This is a genomic window from Vibrio sp. SCSIO 43009, assembly GCF_023716525.1.
GTDB lineage: Bacteria > Pseudomonadota > Gammaproteobacteria > Enterobacterales > Vibrionaceae > Vibrio > Vibrio alginolyticus.
In genome coordinates this window covers 1,295,056-1,318,045 of sequence record NZ_CP071843.1, presented here as the reverse complement: position 1 = coordinate 1,318,045, position 22,990 = coordinate 1,295,056, and the positions used below count along the sequence as shown (strand labels likewise).

General features: G+C 43.8%; 9 protein-coding genes and 3 pseudogenes. 8 read left to right on the top strand and 4 right to left on the bottom strand.

Annotated features, from left to right (window positions below; all coding sequences use genetic code 11):
* Positions 1-84: 84 nt before the first annotated feature.
* Positions 85-1,990: pseudogene (locus J4N43_RS21360) on the bottom strand (PTS fructose transporter subunit IIABC).
* A gap of 385 nt (positions 1,991-2,375) precedes the next feature.
* On the opposite strand from J4N43_RS21360, the gene J4N43_RS21355 reads away from it, so the two are divergent.
* The gene (locus J4N43_RS21355) at positions 2,376-3,218 is read left to right on the top strand and encodes a helix-turn-helix transcriptional regulator (protein WP_029802624.1); all 843 of its coding nucleotides are present in this window, start codon (positions 2,376-2,378) and stop codon (positions 3,216-3,218) included.
* A gap of 34 nt (positions 3,219-3,252) precedes the next feature.
* Here J4N43_RS21355 and J4N43_RS21350 read toward each other — a convergent pair whose 3' ends face one another.
* Together J4N43_RS21350 and J4N43_RS21345 are read right to left on the bottom strand one after the other, a co-directional pair.
* The gene (locus J4N43_RS21350; protein WP_053349239.1) at positions 3,253-4,029 is read right to left on the bottom strand and encodes a PTS sugar transporter subunit IIA; all 777 of its coding nucleotides are present in this window, start codon (positions 4,027-4,029) and stop codon (positions 3,253-3,255) included.
* 8 nt (positions 4,030-4,037) lie between these two features.
* Entirely contained in the window at positions 4,038-4,340 is a 303-nt protein-coding gene (locus J4N43_RS21345) for a PTS fructose transporter subunit IIB (protein WP_005463048.1), read from the bottom strand.
* Between the two features lie 267 nt (positions 4,341-4,607).
* Here J4N43_RS21345 and J4N43_RS21340 point away from each other — a divergent pair, with 267 nt between their 5' ends.
* From J4N43_RS21340 to J4N43_RS21320, 6 genes and pseudogenes are all read left to right on the top strand, one after another.
* Positions 4,608-6,476, top strand: a complete 1,869-nt coding sequence (locus J4N43_RS21340; RefSeq protein WP_053349238.1) for a PTS fructose transporter subunit IIBC — start codon at positions 4,608-4,610, stop codon at positions 6,474-6,476.
* A gap of 132 nt (positions 6,477-6,608) precedes the next feature.
* Positions 6,609-7,388 (top strand): annotated as a pseudogene (locus J4N43_RS21335) (IS5 family transposase).
* A 316-nt stretch (positions 7,389-7,704) separates the two neighbouring features.
* Positions 7,705-8,355: pseudogene (locus tag J4N43_RS21330) on the top strand (sodium:calcium antiporter); the annotation flags it as partial.
* 221 nt (positions 8,356-8,576) lie between these two features.
* On the top strand, positions 8,577-8,807 hold the full coding sequence (locus J4N43_RS24695; RefSeq protein WP_373924676.1) for a mechanosensitive ion channel domain-containing protein: 231 nt from the start codon (positions 8,577-8,579) through the stop codon (positions 8,805-8,807).
* Positions 8,808-8,894: 87 nt separating this feature from the next.
* Positions 8,895-9,035, top strand: a complete 141-nt coding sequence (locus J4N43_RS24690; RefSeq protein WP_372061284.1) for a hypothetical protein — start codon at positions 8,895-8,897, stop codon at positions 9,033-9,035.
* 544 nt (positions 9,036-9,579) lie between these two features.
* Entirely contained in the window at positions 9,580-10,155 is a 576-nt protein-coding gene (locus J4N43_RS21320; RefSeq protein ID WP_033906398.1) for a hypothetical protein, read from the top strand.
* Positions 10,156-10,466: 311 nt separating this feature from the next.
* On the opposite strand, the gene J4N43_RS21315 is transcribed toward J4N43_RS21320, so the two are convergent.
* Positions 10,467-11,441, bottom strand: coding sequence for a M23 family metallopeptidase (locus tag J4N43_RS21315; RefSeq protein ID WP_053349235.1), 975 nt, complete (start codon positions 11,439-11,441; stop codon positions 10,467-10,469).
* A gap of 253 nt (positions 11,442-11,694) precedes the next feature.
* On the opposite strand from J4N43_RS21315, the gene J4N43_RS21310 reads away from it, so the two are divergent.
* Positions 11,695-22,236, top strand: a complete 10,542-nt coding sequence (locus J4N43_RS21310) for a tandem large repeat (RefSeq protein WP_242013633.1) — start codon at positions 11,695-11,697, stop codon at positions 22,234-22,236.
* The last annotated feature ends 754 nt before the right edge of the window (positions 22,237-22,990 follow it).

Here is a 22,990-nt window from a genome sequence, read left to right as displayed (position 1 = left end):
CAGACATAGAGTGTCACCATGAGAGAAAATCATGGCTTGGGCGACATTGCCCAAGCCATAGGAGCCATTTGGGGGTAGGGGTGATTAAGCGGCTGCTTGCATCATTTTTGCTTTACGTACTTTCTTCAACGTTACACACGTTACTGCGGTAACCGTTGCGCCAGCTGCCATACAAATCAGAGCAAGGACTGGGTGGTTCATCGCGCCAAGTAGAGCGACAACTGGACCGCCGTGAGCAACGCTGTTGGTGATGCCGAATGAGAACGCCATTACTGCCGCCACCATTGAGCCAAGTACGTTTGCAGGAATCACTGACATTGGATCTTGCGCTGCGAACGGAATAGCACCCTCAGAGATACCAACCAGACCCATTGCACCTGCTGCTTTACCTGCTTCGGTTTCTGATTCTTCGAACAGGTCGAACTTACGACCAAGCGCCGTTGCCAGTGCCATGCCTAGAGGAGCAACAGGGATTGCACACGCCATCGCACCCATAAATTGAGTTTGACCGCTCGCAATCATGCCCACAGAGAATAGGAATGCGACCTTGTTGAATGGACCACCCATATCGAAGCCAGCCATACCACCAAGTACGATACCCAGTAGAACGACGTTACCTGTACTCATGCTAGTTAGTAGCGCAGTCAGACCGTCCATTAGGCTTGCGATTGGCGCGCCGATAACGAAGATGAATAGACCTGCGATGAATAGCGAACCTGTGATTGGTGCGATCATGATTGGCACCAAAGGTTGGATGAATTTGTGGTAGTTAATCGACGTAATCCACTTCACGAAGTAACCCACAAGCAGACCTGCGATGATGGCACCGATAAAGCCTGTACCAGCGTCTGCGCCGTAGAAAGAACCGTTGTTTGCAATCCAACCACCGATCAAGCCAGGAGCTAGAGCTGGGCGGTCAGCAATCGCGTAAGCAATGTAACCGGCAAGGATTGGGATCATCAGCGTAAAGGCAACCACACCTACGTTGAGGATTTGGTTCCACATGCTGCCTTCAGGAATTGCCATGCCCGCTTCACTTGGTTGACCACCGACTGCAAGAGCAAGTGCAATCAACAGACCACCTGTTACAACGAATGGGATCATGTGTGATACGCCGTTCATCAAGTAGCGGTACAGATCAGAGCGAGCCTGAGAGGCTTTGTTTGCAACAGACGCTTGTGCATTGCTGCTTGCTTCTGCTTGGTATTCTGGAGCGCTTAACGCTTCGTTAATCAGACCTTGAGCATCGCGGATAGGGGCTTTTACGTTAGTTTTAACCACGCGTTTGCCCGCAAAGCGGTTTATGTCGACTTTTTTGTCACACGCTACGATGATTGCGTCTGCACTCGATTTCTTCTGCGGTTGGGCTGTTTTTCACACCGATTGAACCGTTCGTTTCAACCTTGATTTCGTAACCCATCGCCGCTGCACCTTTCTCTAGCGCTTCTGCCGCTAGGTAAGTGTGCGCTACGCCCGCAGGACAACCAGTAACACCAATGATGAAGCCTTGGTTTGCTGGTGCGTCTGTCACTGCTTGAGGCTCTTCTTTAGCAAGTAGAAGTGCCAGTGCGTCTTGGCTGTTTGCTGCACCTAAAAACGCATCGATGAAACCATCTTCAATCAGTTTTGAAGACAGTTCTGCAAGTACTTCGATGTGGTGGTTATCGCCACCGTCTGGAGAAGCGATCATGAAGAACAGCTTTGAAGGTAAACCGTCTTCCGCGCCGTACTCGATACCTGATTTGCTTACGCCGATCACAACCGCTGGTTCAATGACTGCTGCACTTTTTGCGTGTGGGATAGCAACGCCATCCTCAAATCCGGTATTACCTAATTCTTCACGTGCTTTTATATCTGTTAGAAATTGCTCTTGGTCTGAAATACGACCTTGGGCGTGTAGAACTGCAACCAGTTCTTTAAATACGTCTTCTTTTGAAGACGCTTTAAGATCAAGCTTAATTAAGTATTCATTTATTAGTTTGGTGATCATTATCGAACCCCTATAAATATAATTTTTATTTCAGAGGTATTTTTAAATTACTGAGAAAAAGACTGTAGTGAATAAAAAATGCATTTACTGGAGGATTGTAACCGACTAACTATAGTGTGATTTAGATCGTTCACTGGACAAATCTAGCTGCATATCTGTGACATGATGGATAAGAAGCTAAACGATAAGTGAAATGTGGCTTTGCTCCCATTTAAAAAGGGATTGAGTGTTTTTGATAGAGTTTTTGTTACTGGAAAATTGATGCGTTAACTGGATTTTTGTAACATTAAAATGGAAGTGTGATTTTGCTCAATAGCACAAAAATCCAGTCCGGTGTATATCTATAGTAAATAGCATCATTGATGCATATATAGAGTGTGAGACAATGATTTTTCATGATTTAATTTCAGCGGTATTAAATGAAAGAGAGCCATTTCATAATATTTGGTTTGCAGGAGATTTTCATACGCCGCCTGAATTTAGCTATCAAGTTAATTTCCCTCGCCTAGAGTTAGTTCTGGATGGGGAATATATTAATGAAATGGAAAGTCATGATCGAAAAGTAACGCACATCGTTGCTAAAAAAGGCGACGCGATATTTATTCCACCTAACTGTTGGAATAAACCAGACTGGGATACCGATTGCTCAGTGTTAAGTATTTTGTTTGGGCGTCGACAACTTGGGTTAAGTTTGGTGAGCAAACGCAAAGGTGAGGCAAACTTTTACGATATTCAAAAGCATAGCATCCAAACACGCTCAGGATTTGCGATAGATAACATCTTAGAAGCGTTGAGCTCACTGGCTCGTGAGAATACTAAAAAACCAATGGATGAGCTTTTACTGCAAGCATTACTGCAATACGCGAAGACGATGTTGGATGCACCAGTCGAGCAGCAGTCACATAGCCGTGTGCAAGATCTCTATCAAGGGATTTGTATCTACATTCAAGAGAACTTCCATCGCCCAATCACACGTGACAGCATTGCGTTGAGATTCAGTATTTCCTCGAACCATTTGTCGCGCTTGTTCCGTCAGCAGGGGCACATGACCTTGGCAGACTACATTACTTGGGTACGCGTGGATCGTGCGAAGTTTATGCTCAAGAAATACAACTTCAAACTCAATGACGTGTCAGTGCGCTGTGGATTTAAAGACGTGAACTATTTCTGCCGAGTATTTAAGAACCGTACAGGCAGAACGCCGACGGAATATCGTGGTTCGATTTAAGCCTTCAGTCAGAGTGCGTAAATTATAGAGAAGTTTAGGCGAGCAGCCTCGACATGGCGTACATCAGCAGCGCTTGTAAGTCGACGCTGCTTTTTGTTAGTAGTAGGCGTTCCGCCATTTGATCGGTAAGCAGATTTCGTGTGAGGTTAGTAGCCGCAATGATCTGATCTCGGGTCGGCCTTTCTGGCATCACCAGTGCTATAGTCAGATGAACATCACCCATCTTTGAAGCCCAATCCATCGACTTTTCATTTGCAATAACGGCAATGGAAATGTGGTCAACACCTGAAAACATCACATGCGGTAGAGCGATCCCCGGAGTCACGCAAGTTGATGAACGTTCTTCGCGTTTAATAAAAGCAAGAATCAGTTCGTCGGGATGAATGGGGTGGATCAGCTGAGCTAATCCTTTAAGACATTCAAACTTGGTGAGCTCGGTATGCGCTTTGGCGTAGTGCCATTTGATTTCACAAGGTGGGCAAATTTGCGGTAAACGCTCGGCCAGTTGGCTAGAAAACTCATAGTTGATATGAGATCCCACCACCGTAAAGTGTTCAGCAATCATGTCTTTGATGACGAAGCAGGCCAGCTCTGCGTCAATGCCAATCGCTGTGATTTGACACAAATCACCTTGTTGTAGACCTGCTTGCAAAATGGCCACGGACTTGGTGAGTTCCGCAACACGATTTTGCGTTACATTAATGATATGTAAGGTACTTTTGAACTTCTTTGCCACTCGATTGAGTGGCTGAGCAAGGTGCGCACTGGCATTTGCATTATCGACGAAAAAGGTGATTTGGTATTCGTTCATCTGCAAATTTAGTCGCGGCAGTGGACGAGGAATACTTTGTCGACGTTCAGCAAAACCTCTTCAATGGGGATTTGAATTTTGCGCGTCCCTTCGAATCGGCCTGGTTGTTCTATCTCAATATCCGACACGATCAAAACCCGATCCGCTTGAGCAATATCGTGAGGAGTGAGCTGATTCTCTATCCCCATCGCACCTTGCGTTTCTACTTTAATTTGCACGTTATGTTTTGGCGCAGCTTTCATGAGTGCATCTGCCGCCATATAGGTATGAGCGATGCCTGTAGGGCATGCTGTCACCGCTACGATTTTCATGTTCTATCCATTTTATTTTTTGTGGATATTAACACAGCCACCGCAGATTGAATTGATTTGAGCTGGATTAACGCAAGAGCTCTATCACAGTTTGAATCTCATGTTACATTAATCCAGTTAATGCACTTTTAGTCCTATATATCAAAGGGTAGGCACTGGTTAATCTATGCCCAAATAAAATGAGTAGGAACGCATACGAGCCAGGGGATCCTGTATCTCAAACTCACTTGGGTATATATTCGAGCGTGAATATTGGAAGGTAAAGCAATGGACATCACAAACCTAATTGAGCTGGAAACGATATGTTTAGATCTAAAAGCTCAAACCAAAGATGAAGCGCTCAAAGAGCTGGTCGATATGCTAGAGGCCGCTGGCAAGCTCAACAGTCAAAGCCAGTTCTTGGCAGATATCTGGAAACGAGAAGAGATCGGTAACACAGGATTTGATGATGGTATTGCGATCCCTCATGCCAAAAGTGATGCTGTAGCGCAACCAGCTGTCGCGGTCGGGATCAGCCGTAATGGGATTGATTATGGCGCCGAAGATGGCGAGCTGTCCGATGTGTTTTTCATGCTGGCGTCTCCAGATGGTGATGATCATCATCACATTGAAGTATTGGCACAAATTTCCACCAAAATTATCGAAGACGGCTTTGTTGAAAAGCTCAAGTTGGCTCAATCGCGAGAAGAAGCGCTTGAGATGCTGACTGATATTCAAACCCAATCCAATGAATTTCTCCCGACTTCTTTAGAATTTGCATCAGAACCCCTGAGCCCTTGGGCGCAAAAACTTGGCCGCATTAAAGAGCACCTGCTGTTTGGCACATCCCACATGATCCCGTTTATTGTTGCGGGTGGTGTGTTGTTGTCGTTGTCGGTGATGATCTCTGGACACGGTGGTGTACCACAGGAGGGCATTCTGGCCGATATTGCCCAAATGGGGATTGCTGGCCTGACATTGTTTACTGCCGTTCTTGGCGGTTACATTGCTTATTCCATTGCCGACAAGCCGGGCCTTGCACCGGGTATGATAGGGTCTTGGATTGCGGTCAGTCATTACAATACGGGTTTTTTAGGTGCAATTGTGGTCGGCTTTTTTGCTGGCTTTGTCGTTTGGCTATTAAAGAAAATTCAGCTACCAGACAGCATGAGTTCGCTTGGCTCGATTTTTATTTATCCGCTAGTGGGGACGTTTGTTACTTGTGGCGCGGTGATGTGGGTGATAGGTGCTCCGATTGCCAGCGCAATGACCACCATGAACGAAGTGCTGACGGGCATGGCGGGCTCAGGCAAAGTAATGCTCGGAACTGTGCTTGGGGCAATGACCGCGTTTGATATGGGCGGTCCTATCAACAAAGTGGCGACTTTGTTTGCTCAGACACAAGTAAATACTCAACCGTGGCTAATGGGTGGTGTCGGTATTGCGATCTGTACTCCGCCGCTGGGCATGGCGTTAGCGACTTTCCTATCGCCAAGTAAATTTAAACGTGATGAACGTGAAGCTGGTAAAGCAGCGGGCATCATGGGCATAATTGGTATCAGCGAAGGAGCGATTCCGTTTGCGGCGGGCGACCCAGCTCGCGTCCTGCCTGCGATTGTTGCTGGTGGCATTGTTGGTAACGTGATTGGCTTTATGTTCCACGTAATGAACCATGCCCCTTGGGGCGGTTGGATTGTTCTCCCTGTCGTGGATGGAAAAATTGGTTACATCATCGGCACGATTACGGGCTCAGTTACCACTGCATTGATCGTGATTGCACTAAAGAAAACCGTCACCGAAGATGAAAGCTACACTGGTCATTCTCAAGTATATGGTTCCGTTCAAGGCGAAGGTGAGGCAGATGTTTTGGCGGTTACATCTTGTCCATCAGGTGTGGCACATACGTTCTTAGCGGCGAAGTCATTGGAAAAAGCGGCTTGTGCACTCGGCATTAAGATTAAAGTCGAAACTCAAGGGGCGAATGGCGTCATCAATCGAATTACCGAGAAAGACATCGAGAAAGCGAAGTTTGTGATATTTGCTCATGATGTCGCGATCAAAGAACCGGAACGTTTTCGAAAAGTAAAAGTGTTGGATGTCAGTACTAAGGATGCCTTGCTTCATCCAATTGCTTTATTGCAAAACAAGAATGAATAGCTATCTTTTAGTTAGCACTTTCTTCGTTAAATTTACTATATATTTGGTCGACTAAGTCGGTAAACTGGCTCCAATTTGGACTATCGAGCACTACCTCAGAGTAGTACGATCTTGAAACCAGTTTGGCCATGGATGACATCTCTAATCAACCGTGGTTCTCTCACTTTCTGGATTGATGAAGAAGCCATTCGCAAGTGGAAGCAGAATAAGCAAGGTAAACGTGGTAAACCTTTTTAGATCAGCGGCTTAGCCATTATCACTGTGCTTATAGTGAAACGAGTTTTCTCAATACCGTTGAGAACATTGCAAGGGTTTATCGATTCTGTTTTTTTCATTGGCTAACGTCCCTATAGCCTGTCCACATTACAGTTGTATCAGTCGAAGAGCTAAGCAAGTCGAGGTTTTATTTAAACCAAAGACTAGAGGTGTAATATATCATCTAGCCCTCGATGCGGCAGGTCTCAAGGTCTATGGTGAAGGTAAACGGAAGGTCAAGAAGCATGTAACTGGCGGGAAGTGTAGAGTCTGGAGAAAATGGCATTGAGCTATCGATACCAGCACTTACGAAATCGTTGCGGCAGAACTGATTTTATCTAATGTTACCTATGCAGAAGTCCTCCCTTACTTGCTCAAGCAAACAAGTCGTAAAATCATAGCGATATTAGGTGATGGCGCTTATGACACAGGGGATTGTCACGATGTCATACGTATCCAAGTGTAAGTGGAAAAAAACGATACGGCTACCATAAACGCTCACTATCAGAGACAGCAATGTATCGAGTGAAGAAGTTGTTAGTTGAGCGGTTAAGCCTGAGAAACTACAATGTTCAGGTTGATGAAACTTACGCCATGATTAAAGAGTTGAACAAACTTACAGGGTTTGGTATGTCTGAAACTCAGTGTGCAGTATGAGAATTGCTCAACTTCAGGCTGTTTGGTGCTCTGACCGAATTACGAAACAAAGACCCGTTTGGTTCTAAAAGCACTCGTCTGGACTACCGATGTGAAGAATATGAAGAGTTAGCTAAAACAGAATCAAATAAATTTGGCAGAGGAGAGAAAATGAATCGAGATATAGGTTTATAGGTTTCGCCTAGCTATTTAACAAAGTATTTAAGATTGATTCGAAACACGTGGTATTACCAGTTCAAATTGAGTTTAGTGTTTACGGTGCAATGAATTTGTTCTGATCCATTGATACTGAATACTCTCGTAAGGGACTTTTTCCATACTTTTAGTCATTACGCTTGACGTTGGTGCAATGCTATGGAATCACCATATCAGCACGTTAGAAGCCTGGACTTTGATTGGTGGATTCATGCTTTTGATTGGTTGGTCAATCTGGAGCGCACTACGCTCAAAGGGAGACTACTTAGAGCAAGAGACGGGCTACGAACTGTCTAGCCAACGTATGTCACAGAAGTCTTCCATTTTCTGGCTGTTTACAGGGTTAGTGTTACTGATTATCAGCTCGCGCATTTTGGTGTGGGGAGCTGTGGAAATCGCACAACAACTCGGTGTCAGCGATTTATTGATTGGCCTAACTATTGTGGCTTTAGGAACGTCATTACCCGAATTAGCGGCATCTATAGTGGCGGCTCGTAAAGGCGAGCATGATATAGCTGTGGGTAATGTGGTAGGCTCAAATATGTTTAACTCCTTAGCAGTCATCGGTATTGCGGGCACCATTGCACCTATTGCCAATATTGGTGCTGAAGTCTTCTGGCGTGACTGGACATCGATGCTTTTTGTCACGGGATTACTGCGGTTGACCGCCGCTCGTTTTGGCAAATCACAGACGATTTCTCGCAGTGAAGGCGTTGTTCTGTTGGTGTGTTATTTGGGATACAACAGTTCTCTAATCTATGGAGCGCTTTAATACATAAATATTGAACAGTGAACTTATTGAGTCACGCAGTAAGATGGAACACATTACGGTTTTTTATGATACGCGTTAGGCACTCGTTGTGCTGATCTTGCAAAATACGCTCTTGACAATTTTATCTTGGCTTATGTGGTATCCAAGCTCGTCAACCTCGGGATATTCAAAAAGACAGACAAAGTCAGTGGTGGAGATGAAATTATCGCTCGCTGTCTCAAGTGGCTTCTTATGCGGTTTGTTTAGTCGCACTTGTAGATGTTGCCAGTTTGATAGCTTTAGTGGGTGCAGCGGGTTTAGCGATTGGTTTAGCTCTGAAAGGCACCCTGAGCAACACTGCCGCAGGTATCATGATTTTATTTCTGAAGCCGAACAAAAAAGGTGGGTTTGTTGAATTCGGAAGCTGCTCAGGTAGCTTGGTTGATATTGGTTTATTCACTCCCGTGTTTTAGACGGCAGATGGCCTTTACATTTCTAGTTAGAACAGTGTTATTTGGAGCTCAACTGTTTGTAATTTTAGTCATAGCAACAAACGTCGTATGTATATCATGGTTGGTATCTCTTACCAATATTTAGTCGAGGTCGGGTTGAACGTACTTAAAGAACTGGCGTTATCCCAAGCGCATATTCTTAAAGATCCTGAGTCTCAAGTAATTGTTCGCATGCTGGCTGATAGTTAGATTGGCCTCCAGCTTTGCGTCTGACGTCCAACGGATAAATACTGAGAAACCTATTGGTCGGTGCAGAAGCAAGTGAAGCTAAATATCAATACGGCTGGGTTAGCTATATTCCTTTTCCCGCAGAGAAATCTTTACATGAAGTGGTTGTACAGTAATACTGAAGGTAACTTTCTTACCTATGGTTTTTTAGTAAACTGTCGGGTTCACAAAAATATCAACTTATGGTTCCTTTAAGTGATATCAACAAATGGTTGCTTTTTGAGTAAGCTATTGAAGTGAAAGAAATCGTAGATATCACTTTATGGTTGTTTCGATAGGAGGTTCGAATCATTATGAGCCGTAAGTAGCGCTCTTTTTGTCTCAGTTTTCTTAGCGGCGATGTATTCGTGTATACATGCAACGGTTTTTAGAGATAGGTTGGAATATTAGTCGAAATTTGAAACTGTAAACGCGTTTTTGGGACTAGAATTAAGTATCATGAAGATAATATTTGTCATTATCTTCAAATTCTTGTGAAGAAAGAACCAGTTTGGAAACCAGCTTAATGAGTATATATCAGGTAAGAAACCTCAATCGTTACTTTAAAGTTCTTGAGCATGATCCGTATCAGAGGGCCATAGATGCGGGCGATGATGATCTGTTGAATAGGCTTTTCAATGAGCCAGTAAGAGCAGAGGGCTTGTCTGATGTTTGGGTAGAAGAGAGTGTTCAATTTACGGCTCACTACAAGACATCGGTAAAAACCCCTGACATATCTGTTTGGGGAACGTGTTTAGTGCTGACGCTGCGAGCGGCTGAAGTGCTTAAACCATACATTGAAACAGATGGTGAGTTTTTACCTATAGTGATTGATGGTGAGAAGTTTCAGGTTTTCAATGTCATGAGCTTTGGAGAAGAAGACCAGGAAAATACGAAACACGAATATATTGATGAGCATCCGGTTGGCTTGACGTCGCTTAAGTTCATCGAGTTGAGCGTTGCAGATAAGTATGTTTTTAAGTCGTTGATGCAAGGGTGTAACTTGCTGTATTGCGATGATAAGCTAAAGAACTTGTGTAATGAACATGACCTGCGTGGTGTCGAATTCGATCTCGATCTACTAGATGTGTTCGACTACTAGTATACTAGTAAGCCGTTTCATTTTTATTGTCTCGTAGTTACCAATTGATTTTTTCTGTGACTACTTAGTAATACTAGTTATGAGTTTCTTTTATGTAATAACGTTTATTGTTGAATTTCTGAGTTTGAAACGTGATGTCACAAAGTATCAATTCATGGGTATGTAAATAAAGATTAGAATCATTAAGAGCCGCATGTAGCGGCTCTTTTTGATCCTGAAATTGGTTAGTGGCGACAGACTACGAAGCGCTCAGAAGGTTACGAGGACTCGCTTCAGATAAATGAAGAAAGAGCGAATCGAAGTGGCTGTTGTTACCTATTTGACTGCTCATACCGTTGCCATTCCGCTGTTAACTCTGCTTTTTCTTTTCTCGCTGCAATCAGCATTTCTATATTTACGTCAGTGTTTGGGTGCCTTTGAATGTATCGCTCGTAATCAACCGGAACACCATTGATGTGCAGTTCAAGATGTAAATGCGGCCCTGTTGTTCTTCCTGTGTTACCCGTTTTCCCTATCACTTGTCCTCGGCTGATCTTCTCACCAACATGGACGTTGCGCTGAGATAAGTGTAGGTAGCGTGATACAGAGCCATTTGTGTGGCGGATATTAATGTAGTTGCCGGCAAAACGGTTGTAGCGGGACTTTAAAACGATGCCATCAGCAATACTACGAATCGGTGTACCTACAGGTGTGGCATAATCAGTGCCTAAGTGCGGAGTCGTTATATTGGTCACTGGATGTGTTCGCTTTAAGTCATAGTCAGAGCTCACTCTGTAGTTTTTATCAAAGGGTGAAGAAAACATGAACTGATTATTTATCGACACACCATGCTCATCAAATACGTTACCGTGACCATCATTGATAATAAATAAATCAGTTTTACTGCCTAAATAGTAAAAAGAACTAATGTAAGTTTCATTTTTACTATTTAATTTAGTTCTTAAGATAAAGTTATCACCTCTTTTAATAGAGTCAATAATATTAAACTTGCTTTTGATAAGTGCTAATAGCAAGTTGATCTCTTTTTGACTCACTCCTGATTTTAATAATGAAGCGACAAAAGAGTATTCAACAACACCGATAGTGATTTTTTGCCTACGAGTATTCTTATTAATTGGTGGCTGCACATTCTTACTTTCGAATTCTAAAGGCTTGATGGTAGGTAGCCTATCCACAGGAGTGAGGAAGTAGTGAGAAAGCGATACGCTAATCAATATGATTAACGCAGTAGTGATAAGGGCTACGGTAGGAGCTTGCACACTCCTTTTTATTATTAAAATAGTCATTAGTTTTGTTGATTTATCAATACTGACAGTTGTGCGTAGAGTATAATATTTTAAATAAAAACTAGCATTAAAGCATGAGTAATTCCTCTGTTTTAACTAAGTTAATAATTATAGGATGTAAGAATAATTTTAATAATTCAGTCAAAGTGACGGTTGGCTTGGTGTTTATGCCTATTTTGTTGGTGTTAATGTCACGTTGAGAAAATATTTTTCAATAATATAATCTCGGGAAAATATATTTTGCCAAATTACTATGTTCGCTAAAAATACGCTGAAATTAACATTAGGTCTTACGCTTACATCTCTTTTATTGAGTGCATGTGGTGGTGGTGATGGAGGAGACAACACACCGCCAGCTAGAAGCAAAGGAAGCATTTCCGGTATGGTGTTTGACGCCCCAGTCAATGGCGCCAAGATTGAGGTTTTCGAGTTCAAAAATGGAAACTTAGGTCGGAAGTTGGCTAACACAACGTCTGATGCCTTCGGAAACTATCTGCTAGAGTTTGAATCTTCGTCAATGCCTCTTTTTGTTGTTGCAAAAGAGGGGAGTTATACCGATCCGTTTACAAATGAAACGGTATCTGTGAGTAATGCGAAGACACTTAAATTTGAAGGTGTTGTGAACTTTAAAGAGGGGAGTGAGCAAAAGTTAATGCTTACTCCGCTGTCGAACTTGGCAGCAGGCTTGGCAAAGTACAAAATTTCCCAGGGGGCCACAGATGAGAGTGCCTTTTCAACTGCTTTGGATAGTATCAATAGCATGTATGGTTTTGACGTAAATGAGACCAAACCTATTGATATTACCAAAGGTGGGCAAAGCAGTTTTGCTAGTACTGGGCATCAATACGGCGCTTTATTAACAGCATACTCGTCTTACTCTTACGATCTTATAAAAAAATACGGCAACAGCGATAACGTCTACACTTCGATGCACTTCGCTGACATCCAATATCGGGATGTTATTGCAGATGGTGTTCTTGATGGTCTTGAAGTGAGCAAGACTTCAGGAGCAGTGACTCCCCTCAGCTTTGGACAGAAAAAGATAAACAGCGACGTTTACACACGTGACTTATCTCAGCACGTTTTGATCGTGGTAAACGACCCAAGTATCAATATTTCTGGTACTGATGCTGCCGACTATGTCGACTTTAGTAAGAAGCTTAATGACTTAGGTACATATGGCAGTACAGATGGCGTCATTCCACCGCGAGATGGGACGGAGATCGATACCACAGCGCCTATCGTGACACGCATTGACCGTGATGTACTTGCTGGCACCGATAAAGTTGATCTAAAAATTGTTGATGATATCGGTGTAGAAGACGTATCCGCCTTTATTCAGTATCAGATTAATGGCTCTTGGTCTGGTGAATTTCAATGTAACGACATACAAGATTTTGGAAGCACATTCTGTTCGGTTGAATTTGATGATTTTGAAGTTGGCCTTCGAGAGACCAACGTTAAAGTTAACATTAATACCAAAGAGATCGATAGTGTAGATATGAACCCTGCCACAGGGCTCTCAAACGTAACAGCAGCACGGTTAGTCTTATATACAGCGGATGTACTGGGTAATGAGTTAATTCCAGGCAGCCATTCGGGTCTTCATATCAACTTTGAATGGGATAACGATGCGCCTGTTATCGATATTACATCGGCGAGTGCAATTAATAACCAACTTAAAGAATACGTTCTGAAAGGGGTTGTAAAAGAAAGCTCGCAAGAGATTAGTTCGGTCAGTATTTCATTTAAAGATGGCTTACATGAGGGCGTCACATGTTCTCCTGTCACTGTAGAGTCTGGAAATGCTTGTGAGTTTAGTAAGGCTTACCCAACTGATGAATTCCTATCTACGACGGTCTTTGAGGTTCGAGCGAGGGATAGCAAAGGCAATACGGGCTCTGCGCAGCATGCAGTAAGTCGTGACGATCAAGCGCCAGCACAGACGATAACCTATCCTGAAGGTACGTCAATGACGTACGTAAATGTGGGTTTAGATGGTGAACGAACCACTTACGATGGTATCTACTCTCAAGATACGTACACCCCAGACAATGTTCAAGCAAGCCGCGATTTCCTGAAGATTGATTATGCGTACGCAAGTTTAGGGATTCAGAACTCATTAAAAGGGATAGATTTTAGTAACTTCAACGCTAATTTATTGAAAGAGAATAAAATCCCTTATGTTCGTGTGAAAGTTTCAGACGTAAACACCGATACGGTTTTAGGCTCCAACGCTAATAAGCTTAAGCTCGTCGTCAAGTACTTCGTAAGCCAAAACAACGATAACAACTACTCACTTCAGCAAGTTATTGACACAACCGCATCCGATGACGATTACATCGCAAAAATTCCGCACGAAACGCTATTAGATAGCAATGGGCGAGTAGAGGATGTCATCTATTACATTCCTTTTGTAAGAGATATTTTGGGTGACAGCTTTAAATCGGTATCAGAAAACAGTAGTCAAAAGTTAGTCATTCAAACCGTCGATGAGTCTGATAACGAAAGCACTCCAAGAGAAGTATATTTTAGAAGTAGCTTTGACCTACCAACCATAAAAGTGGTGACACCATTTATTGGTGCGCGAGCTCAACTTGAAGGGTTGAGCCCAAGTGGTGAATTCACTTCACTTGCAAGTTGTACCACTATCCAGCAACTGGAAAGTGACCAGTCTATGGCTCTTGACGTAGCGAGCTGTGAAACCACAACTGACGTAGTGAATTATGATTTCATGCGTGTTCGTTTAATTGGTATCGAAGGTAGTGAGCCATACTATTACCAATGGAAAAGAGATCCAGGGACCAAGAAAGTAACGGTTGACTTAAACAAGGCCAATATTGGTGTGTATTTTAAGCTCAAAGGTTCTCAAACTTACTATATTACTGAACTATCGACATATCAGACTGGTTTGTTTGATTTCCAGTGGGATCAAGTGACAGCGGGAGAGAAAACTTCAGAACGTGCGATTCAAATTCTTGATGAGGTGCGCTACGCGTTATCAGGTACGAATAACAACTCATTCTTTGGGTTTGATCCAACGGTTGTGTCTTATGCAACCAATGAAATGCTTACGACTAAAGCGATTCCAGACAAGCCATCAAATGACTATCTACACCGATTCCTTGTTGAAGCAATTGATAGTATTGCCGAGAGAATGCCAAGAAATAACTCATTAGATTTTGCATCTGCTATTTACGATGATTTTAGCTACGATGGAAAAGCAAATGGTATAGGGGCCGGAGGAAGTCAAGTTACGCTCGATTCTTACACGTTTGGCGCTGAAACTTACCGAAAAGATCTGGCGCAATCCTATTATGAAATCATGGCGAGCAAATACGGTATTGAGACCAATATCGCGCAGCTCTATGCTGATGATATTTCGATGGCTAATCCTGACTTAAATGGTAAGAACATTTTTGATACAGAGGGTAGCAGTATCGATACCTTGCCGCCGCAGCCAAAATTAACCATTGAAAGCGGTAGAGAGACGATGGTTGGTAATAGGCTTTATATCGCTGGCGAGGTTGTTTCTAAAATTGTCCTAGACGATCCTTCTGGTATTGTAGGAACCGACGCTTACGGTCCGAAGTTTAGCACGATGTGGTATCAAGCTAATGAGCCAAATATTGAAATACCACTGGACATCAACATCGTAGAAAACTCAGACAGCAGCAATGCTTATCGAAAAGAGTACTTCTTCACCCTTAACTCCCAGTCTAGTGAACTAAAAGATATTATAGAGTTTGCCGTGGAGACCAGTGCTATGGACCCACATGGCAATGCGTATGGTTACAATGGTAAATCTCCGTTTATAGAATCGGTGTTTATTGATAACGACTTCCCTAAGGCCAGTTACCTTCCACCGAATGATGTCGATGGTAAACCTGTAGAAAACGGTATTTATTTAAATGCGAACAATACTCATGAATTAACCTTCAAGGTTGAGGATATTGTTGGTGATAAGCTTGCCTCGAGGGGCCTTGTTTTCTACCAGCAAACCGGTGAAAAAGTAACATATACACCAGAAAACTTTGCAAGTAACTCGAAAGACGCGTTTAAAGTCAAACTATGTACGGGCGAGATTTGTTCAAATCAAGGCTCTACGATTTATCCTGGTGATGGAGATTGGTTAGTTGTTGCAGCAGCAGAGGACAACTTAGGTAACTCCGTTTCAGAGTTAACTAGCACCGCTCCGAGATTCAATATTCGTATCGACTCTGAAGCCCCTATTGTAAAAAGTGAGCAGGTTCAAAGCCGTTTAGGTGGTAATAACCAATGGACACCTGTCATTGATTGGGGGACGTTAAGCTCTGGCAATAACGTAAAAATAGATTTGCGCCGCGGATCTGGTCAGGCTCTGACATTAGAAAGCTGTGACCCTCTAACAGAGGCGTGTGACGTACCATACCTAGTTGGTGAACAGCCTGACGTCAAAGTCCAACTGGTTTCAAAAGCATTTGATTACGATGAATGGAATGAATTTTACGTCACTGCGACGGACAACGCTTACCCTGCCAATGTTAGTACAACAGGGAAATTTACCTTCCAAGCCGATAACAAAGGCCCTGAAATCATCCTAAATACGCCTTGGGTTGAAGACACATTGTCCAAAGAGAACTATGTTATAGGGCGTGAGTTCAACGTGCGATTTAAATCCGTAATAGACGATTCAGACCTTGAGCAAGTCTCGCTGTATCAAAGTGGTAAAGATTCGCCAATTAAGACAATTGTGCCAACGGATTCATCTAAAGAGTTTGTCATGTCTCTTATCAAGAGTGACACAGATAAAATAGACATTTCTGAAGATGAAAAAACAACGTCATTGTATGTAAAAGCAACCGATATTTATGGTTTTGAGTCTAGTTCTAACGCGCACAAGGTTATTCTTGATCGTGATGGACCAACATTAGGATTAAGTGGTTTCAATGCGAATGACTACTACTTAGGTAACTATGTCTTTGACCTAACGGCGCTAGACCTAAATGCAAACGGTGATGTTTCAATTAATGGCGTAAATAGAGAAAGCCTAGAGTATTGGACGTTTAGCGATCTGGAACCATTACCTGGCTCTCCTGGTACAAAAATCAATGAGGATCTCAAAGTGAGTCTTGGTGATTTAGGTTCGGGTACACACAAGATTCGTTTAAAAGGGTCTGATGTTCGTGGCAACACAACCTTAACCAGTGATGAGCAAGATTTTACCGTCAAAGTGTACAACTCAATCCCGCAGGTGACGCTGGCGATGAGTTACACGGATGGAACGCCAATTACAAACAACACCATCTATCAAGATGGGAATATCGTACTTACGCTTGATATTGTTGATGATAGTGGCGTTGATCGAATTGACTCAACGTATAGATTCTCTGGAGAGCAAAACGGGACTAACTTTACGTTCTCAGAAACTGCAGATGGCACTTGGACGGCAACGTTGCTTTCTACACAAATTGCCAAAGATGGTAATTATGAACTTGATATCAAGGTTTATAACAAAGTTCGTTACCTTGATGAAAAAGACCGAAAGGTTGGAAAAGTAAACCAAACCTTTAGCGTACAGCGTGAAGGCGTGGTTCTAACAGTTGAAAGCCCGCTGGACTTCCAAAATTACTTATCTGATGGTGTTCTTGATGTCACCTTTACTACATTGAGTGCGGTCAAAGCCAAAACGTTAGAGTGTTGGGTTCGTGAAGAATACAACTCTCTAGATGCGCCACCAACTAATGAGCAACCAACTTCTGGTGTTATCAACGTATCGCAAGAACCTTACAGTTGTAGTGTCAATGTTGGGCAAAACATGACCAAAGCACCTGTTACTTTGATCACTAAAACCTTGGGTACAAATGGGCGTGAAACGATCAACAAGTTCAATTTCTCGATGGTGGATATTGATGCACCGACAGTCGTGGATGGTAACTCATACAGTTTTAAAGGAAGTGATGTTTGGTTTGATGAAGCTTTGAAGAAGAAGATGCTCACATTTGAGCTCTCTTTTAATGATGCTTTATCAGGCGTGAATACCGAAAGTTCAGATGAATATCCAAAGTTGGTTCGTAATCTTGGCAACAAAGCTTATACACCAACGACTTGTGCCAAAGGTGTTGGAAATATCAAGTGTACGTATTCTGCATCCTATGCCGATATTATTGATGGCCTGAGTACAACTCAAGAATACAAAATCAAGAACTTATCTGATTTAGCAGGAAACTTGACGCCAGAGCACGATCTACTGCTTGAATTACCTAAAGGTTCGGTAGTCGTTGAAATTACTGATCCGGTTGGAAACACAACCATTAATGGTCAGCAGCTTGTCGCCAAATTCAGAATTAAGCTGTATGAAAACTCTAGACTAGACAATGTGATGGCCAGGTTTGGAACGGAATCCTACAACTATAAAGATAATCCGGAGAAGTTTGCACAATTAGAGGTGTGTGCAGATGATCCAACCTACAAGTGTTCAACATTTACAAGTGAACTTCCTAGCGATGCGGATGGTAAAACGATCAGGACAACGATTACAGCAACGGATGTTTGGTCGAGAGTCGGTGAAGCGACCGTTGATATTAAAGTTGACAATACATCTCCAAGTGTTGGCGATGAGATTATCGTAACTGAATCGCCAACAAATCCAGATAATGTTCGTTTTCGTTTCGACATAACGGACACTGGTAGCAGCCTGGCAAAAGTAAACTATTCGGTTTTAAACCCAAGCTATCAAGAAGAAAGAGTAGAGGATGGGAACGGTTCATCTACGTACTTTGAACTATCAAAATCTCAGTTAGAGGGGCGTGGTTCAATCACAGTAGACATCAAAGCAACAGATAGTGTTGGGCTATATTCAGACATCAGAAAAGTCATTGATATTAGTGTTCCTAAAGTCACAGTTGATTTCGATGGAATTACGAGTTTGCAGGGTGGGAAACTGTTTTTAACCAAGGCAAGCCAGCCGTTTACGGTATCTACGGTGGAAGGAGAAAGAGTGAAAGCTTCACAATATTCTGTGGAGCTTATTCCAAGCCTCGGTGATTCCTTGCGTTACTCAGGTGATGTTATCTCATCTAGTGGTAATGGAATGATGAACTTTGCCGTCGATAACCAAGGGTCATATACCCTTAAGGTGACGGTGACGGACTCAGTTGGAAGAGAGAATACAAGCTTTGAATTACTAGGCAAAAGTTATGATGGAAAGGTTATCGAATCTATTGTTGATTATGACGCTCCAAGTATTTCGGGCTTAAGTGCTAATCAAACCTCTAAGGTGCCGACAAACGATAAGTATCAGCTAGAAATTAGCGCATACATTACAGATAAAAATTTAAACCTCGTCACGTCAAAAGCGGTGAGTGGTGGCAGCACTGTGGCTCCTCAAGCGATTACTGAGCCGACAACTGAAGCGGGGCCTTATGTTATAAGCTATTTGTTACCGAAAGGCGATCATACGATCACGGTGGCAGCAACAGACAAAGTGGATAATAAGAACGAGAGTTCTATTGACGCACATGTGGAAGCTGCAACCGTTCCCGGGCTAAGTATATCTGCTGCTTCAAGCGCCCCTCTTTTTGGAGGCGAAGAGATTACGCTCGCGTTTAACTTTACAGAAGAAGTTACGAACTTTGATATCTCAGATGTCCATCTTGTCGCTAGTGATAACGGCGCAACAGGAACGTTAAAGCAAGATACGTGGTCCACTTCAGACAACGTTACGTGGACGGTTAATTACATCAGTCCAGAAAAGCAAGATAAAAACATAACAATACAGGTAGAGGACGATAGCTACCAAAGTACCAACACCATTCCTGGAAAAGGAAGCAGCTTAAGTATCGCGGTTGAAGGAACCTTACCAAAACTAACCAATGTGACATTTAGCCCCGAGCATCAGAGTGTGGGTCAAAGCGTGAATGTATCGCTTGAGTTTGACAAAGAGATCCAAGAGGCGACCGCTACGCTTGGCGGCAATCGCATTAGTTCTCTGTCAGCAACGGCAGATAAAAAGGTCTGGGTTGGTGATGTACAAGTTCCGAGCACCGCGCTGTTAAGTGTCGACTTGGTTGTTAGTCAGTTTAAAGATTTGACTGGCAACATAGGTGAGGATAACACCGCTCACGAATTGCCAATCACGCCAACCTTAGCTATTACGCCAGTGGGCAGTGTGGATGAAACGCATGCCGCCACGCTACAATTCGAAGGTACGTCGACACGTTTTGACGGCCAGTCCCTGCGTCTTGAAGTGAAAGCCCAAGGCAGCGCGACGGTATTGAAAAGCAGCAGCGCGACAGTACAAGCCGGTGGCACTTGGACCAGTAACGCGATTGATATGAGTCATCAAACCAATGGCACTTACATCGTGATGGTGACGGGGACGAACTCAGCCGGCATTGAAGTGAGTGAAAGCCAGAGCTTTACACTCGCGCAGTCTCTGCCAACGCTGACTAACGTGACGTTTACGCCTGAGCACCAAGCCATCGGCCAAAGCGTGACGGTAACGCTGGAATTCGATAAAGATCTGCAATCCGCCGCAGCGGAGTTAGGTGGCACGACGATCACCTCGTTAGTGGCAACCGCGGACCCAAGTGTTTGGACTGGTGATGTGGTGGTACCAAGCACGTCAGAGCTCAATGTGGCGTTACTAGTTCGTGACTACCAAGACTTATCAGGGAATACCGGTAGCCAGAACACGGCTTACTCCATGCCGATCACGCCAACCTTAGCTATTAAGCCAGTGGGCAGTGTGGATGAAACGCTTGCCGCCACGCTACAATTTGAAGGTACGTCGACACGCTTTGACGGTCAGTCCCTGCGTCTTGAAGTGAAAGCCCAAGGCAGCGCGACGGTACTAAAAAGCGGCAGTGCAACGGTACAAGCTGGTGGCTCTTGGACCAGTGACGCAATGGATATGAGTCACCAAACCAATGGCACTTATACTGTGATGGTGACGGGGACGAACTCTGCGGGCATTGAAGTGAGTGAAAGCCAGAGCTTTACACTGGCGCAGTCTCTGCCAACCTTGACTAACGTGACGTTTACGCCTGAGCACCAAGCCATCGGTCAAAGCGTGACGGTAACGCTAGAGTTCGATAAAGATCTGCAATCCGCCGCGGCGGAACTAGGTGGCACGACGATCACCTCCTTAGTGGCAACCGCGAACCCAAGTGTTTGGACTGGTGATGTGGTGGTACCAAGCACGTCAGAGCTGAATGTGGCGTTGCTTGTTCGTGACTACCAAGACTTATCAGGAAACACCGGTAGCCAGAACACGGCTTACTCCATGCCGATCACGCCAACCTTAGCTATTAAGCCAGTGGGCAGTGTGGATGAAACGCTTGCCGCCACGCTACAATTTGAAGGTACGTCGACACGCTTTGACGGTCAGTCCCTGCGTCTTGAAGTGAAAGCCCAAGGCAGCGCGACGGTACTAAAAAGCGGCAGTGCAACGGTACAAGCTGGTGGCTCTTGGACCAGTGACGCAATGGATATGAGTCACCAAACCAATGGCACTTATACTGTGATGGTGACGGGGACGAACTCTGCGGGCATTGAAGTGAGTGAAAGCCAGAGCTTTACACTGGCGCAGTCTCTGCCAACGCTGACTAACGTGACGTTTACGCCTGAGCACCAAGCCATCGGTCAAAGCGTGACGGTAACGCTGGAATTCGATAAAGATCTGCAATCCGCCGCGGCGGAGTTAGGCGGTACGACGATCACCTCATTAGTGGCAACATCGGATCCGAGTGTTTGGACTGGTGATGTGGTGGTACCAAGCACGTCAGAGCTGAATGTGGGGTTGCTTGTTCGTGACTACCAAGACTTGTCAGGGAATACCGGTAGCCAGAACACGGCTTACTCCATGCCGATCACGCCGACCTTAGCCATCACGCCAGTGGGCGATGTGGATGAAACGCATGCCGCCACGCTACAATTCGAAGGTACGTCGACACGTTTTGACGGTCAGTCCCTGCGTCTTGAAGTGAAAGCCCAAGGCAGCGAGACGGTACTAAAAAGCGGCAGCGCGACAGTACAAGCCGGTGGCACTTGGATCAGTGACGCAATGGATATGAGTCACCAAACCAATGGCACTTATACCGTGATTGTGACAGGGACGAACTCAGCCGGCATTGAAGTGAGTGAAAGCCAGAGCTTTACACTCGCGCAGTCTCTGCCAACCTTGACTAACGTGACGTTTACGCCTGAGCACCAAGCCATCGGCCAAAGCGTGACGGTAACGTTGGAATTCGATAAAGCATTGCAAGGTGCTGCGGCGGAGTTAGGTGGCACGACGATCACTTCATTAGTGGCAACCGCGGACCCAAGTGTTTGGACTGGTGATGTGGTGGTACCAAGCACGTCGGAGCTCAATGTGGGGTTGCTTGTTCGTGACTACCAAGACTTATCAGGAAATACCGGTAGTCAGAACACGGCTTACTCCATGCCAATTACACCGACAATACACCTAGACGTTATCAACGATGTTACTGGAGTGGAAAGCGTGACAGTAAGTGGTAGCAGTGAACGATTTGAAGATGGTGAGTTCATAGATATCAAAGCAGTCGACGCTGATGGTACAGAAGCCACAGGCATGGCTACCGTGCTTTCAGACTCATGGACAACTGATTTAGATCTTTCAGGACTGAAGGAGGGGGTAGTGACGATTTATGTAAATGGTACCAACAAGCTTTCCGCCTCTGCCGAAGAGGCTCAAGCAACATTTAACTATGATCGTTTCGCAAGTACAGCCTCCTTAGGTGCTGTTTACAACCGATATTTTAGTGATAACAAAACTTTAAAAAATGCGGCATAAATAAAGCGAGCGTTTAGCTCGCTTTATTTCTTTGGGACTTTTTGTGATATTTATCAAAATAATTGCCTTTATTGATAAGTTACTCGAATTAATGAATCGTCTTAATACAAGGCTGAATAACTATAATAACTAGGCCAATGTTGCTTTTAGGTGTGTATGACGTGATTGTGATGGTCGCTCGGCAGGAGCTGTGGTGAATGTGTCGCGTTGAAAATCTTTTTAAATATTATATATTTACGCTCGTTTCTATACTCTGAGTATAGTGTTCTGCATGAGGTCGATGGGTAATACCTCACCTCTTTAACTCGCGATGAAGCAAATTTAATCCTAGCAAGCTTCAGAGCAGTTACTTTTGTGAGTGCGTAATGCGCTCACCTTTTTATTTAAACTTCCTCAGTAACAGTCAATTTGTTGTTTGTTGCTGAGGAGGGCACCTCATAAACTTCTGAATTTCCTCGTGCTTACCTGAAGCACACGTTACTACGATTTTTGTTAACTTCAGTCCATAAATTAAATTTTTTTAGATAGTAAGATTTTACCATTTTGACAGAGTGGGTGATGTTACTGGCTTTTATTGTGGTCAAATCGCATGTTTTAATAGTAAAAATCACCATTTTTTTGGTGTTTTTGATTTCGGGCGATTTTTCTATCTCGTTGAAAATAAATGGCTAAGTAAGTAGGATACGCAGACCAAATCGTACTTGTAAGCCTTATCAGCTTAATTGTCACCGCAGCCATATTTACGATGTTGGTT